The 1,720-nt window shown below is 76.3% G+C and carries 3 protein-coding genes; 2 read left to right on the forward strand and 1 reads right to left on the reverse strand.

Going from position 1 to position 1,720, the window contains the following annotated elements; genetic code table 11:
- Positions 1-178 precede the first annotated feature (178 nt).
- Positions 179-622, forward strand: coding sequence for a hypothetical protein (locus EF918_RS35410; RefSeq protein WP_185922087.1), 444 nt, complete (start codon positions 179-181; stop codon positions 620-622).
- An 81-nt stretch (positions 623-703) separates the two neighbouring features.
- Here EF918_RS35410 and EF918_RS35415 read toward each other — a convergent pair whose 3' ends face one another.
- Positions 704-1,075, reverse strand: a complete 372-nt coding sequence (locus tag EF918_RS35415; protein WP_125652939.1) for an ArsC/Spx/MgsR family protein — start codon at positions 1,073-1,075, stop codon at positions 704-706.
- A 140-nt stretch (positions 1,076-1,215) separates the two neighbouring features.
- Between EF918_RS35415 and EF918_RS35420 the strand changes: the two genes are divergently transcribed.
- Positions 1,216-1,470 (forward strand): hypothetical protein, encoded by a 255-nt coding sequence (locus tag EF918_RS35420; protein ID WP_125652940.1) that lies wholly within the window; start codon positions 1,216-1,218, stop codon positions 1,468-1,470.
- Positions 1,471-1,720: the final 250 nt, after the last annotated feature.

Below are 1,720 nucleotides of genomic sequence, written 5' to 3' on the forward strand. Positions count from 1 at the left end.
GAGCCCGGGCTGCGGTGCGGGCTCGGGCGGGGGCCCGGGCTCCGGCTCGGGCTGCGGTGCGGGCTCGGGCTCTGGCTCGGGCTGCGGTGCGGGCTCGGGCTCTGGCTCGGGCTGCGGTGCGGGCTCGGGCTCCGGCGCGGGTGCGCCAGCAGCTCCGGGGGTCCGGCTGGAGGGGCTGGTGCTGCTGGATCCGACGCAGGTGTTCGGGGGGTTCCGCCCCGCCTATCTGGTGCGGGCCCTGCCCATGCTGCTCCGCCCGACCCCCGGGCGGATCGGCGGCTTCCTCGCCTGGGAGTCGGGCCTGGCCGGGCCGCAGGCCGTGGCGGACGCGGCCGGCCCCGACTGGTTCCGGCTGCAGGAGGCGACCGCCGGCTTCCCCACCGTCCGGCCGGTCACCGGGCCCCGGCCCGACCTCCGCGGGCTCGGCCGGCTGCCCGTCACGGTGCTCTTCGCGGGCCGGTCCCGCTGCCACGACGCGCGGCGCACGGCGCGCGCGGCCGCGGCGGCGCTCCCGCCCGGCGCCCGGATCGAGGTCGTGCCCGACGCGGCGCACCACGTCTTCCCGCTGACCGCCGCGGAGGCGGTGGCCGAGGCGGTGGCCACCACCTCGGCCACCGCCTGAGCCACCGGGCCCGGACCAGGCTCAGCCCTTGCGGGCCGGGCTCAGCCGTTGCGGGCCGGGGCCAGGCCCTGCGGGCCGGGGTCAGCCCTTGCGGGAGAGCGCCTCACGGACGGCTTCCTCCGAACGGGCGACCACGGCCGTACCGTCGTCGGCCGTGATGATCGGCCGCTGGATGAGTTCGGGGTGCGCCGCCAGGTGGGCGATCCAGCGGTCCCGCGCCGCGTCCGTCGACTCCCGCGGCAGGTCCCGTACGCCGGTCTCCTTGGCCAGGGGGTCGGAGGTGCGGGTGATGTCCCACGGCTCCAGTCCGAGCCGGCCGAGCACCGCGCGGATCTCGTCCTCGGAGGGCACGTCCTCCAGGTACCGGCGGACGGTGTAGTCGGCGCCCTCGGCGTCGAGCAGGGTGAGCGCGCCACGGCACTTCGAGCAGGCGGGATTGATCCAGATCTCCATGCCCGGGAGCCTAGCGAGGGCCGCGCGGCGGCAGGGCCGCAACGGCGTCCGGCCAGGGCTTTTGTCAGTGCCCGCCGGTAAAATCGGAGACAGCAAGACAGGAGCAGACAGACCGCCAACTACCGTTTGGGAGGCTGTGGATGGCCGCTGCCGCGATCATCGAACCGCCGAGGAAGAAGAAGCTGCCCGCGGGCCTGCCCCGCGAGTGGTACGAGGCCCACAACCGGCGTCTGAAGGCCATGCGCCTGGCCATCTTCCTGCTCGACACGGGGACGTACGACGCCACCCGGGCGACCAACCGCAAGATACGGACGATGGCCGCCCGCACGGGCATCCACCGCCCGTCCAACGTCACGTGCCGCATGGTCCGCACCCTGATCCGCGAAGCCCACTGACCACCCCGCCTTCAACCCGGCCAGGGGCCGAACCCCAGCCCCTGGCCCGGCCGGGCACCCGGCCGGGGGGCGGAGCCTCGCCTTTGGGGGTGCGGGGAACTGCGCGCTCGGCCAGCGAAGGGGTGTGGGTCGCCGGGCGGTGTGAAGTCCTGTGGCGGGGTCGCGCGTCGGCTGCGGCGCGGGGGCGGATGCGGATGGGCGGGCTGCCGGCCGTCCGTGGCCGGCCGCGCAGTTCCCCGCGCCCCTGAGC

Origin of the sequence: Streptomyces sp. WAC06614 (assembly GCF_003949795.1) — a bacterium.
Lineage (GTDB): Bacteria > Actinomycetota > Actinomycetes > Streptomycetales > Streptomycetaceae > Streptomyces.

Coding starts and splice junctions, on each gene's coding strand:
- EF918_RS35415 (WP_125652939.1), bottom strand. CDS start 1,075: ATGGAGATCTGGATCAATCCCGCCTGCTCGAAGTGCCGTGGCGCGCTC.
- EF918_RS35420 (WP_125652940.1), top strand. CDS start 1,216: ATGGCCGCTGCCGCGATCATCGAACCGCCGAGGAAGAAGAAGCTGCCC.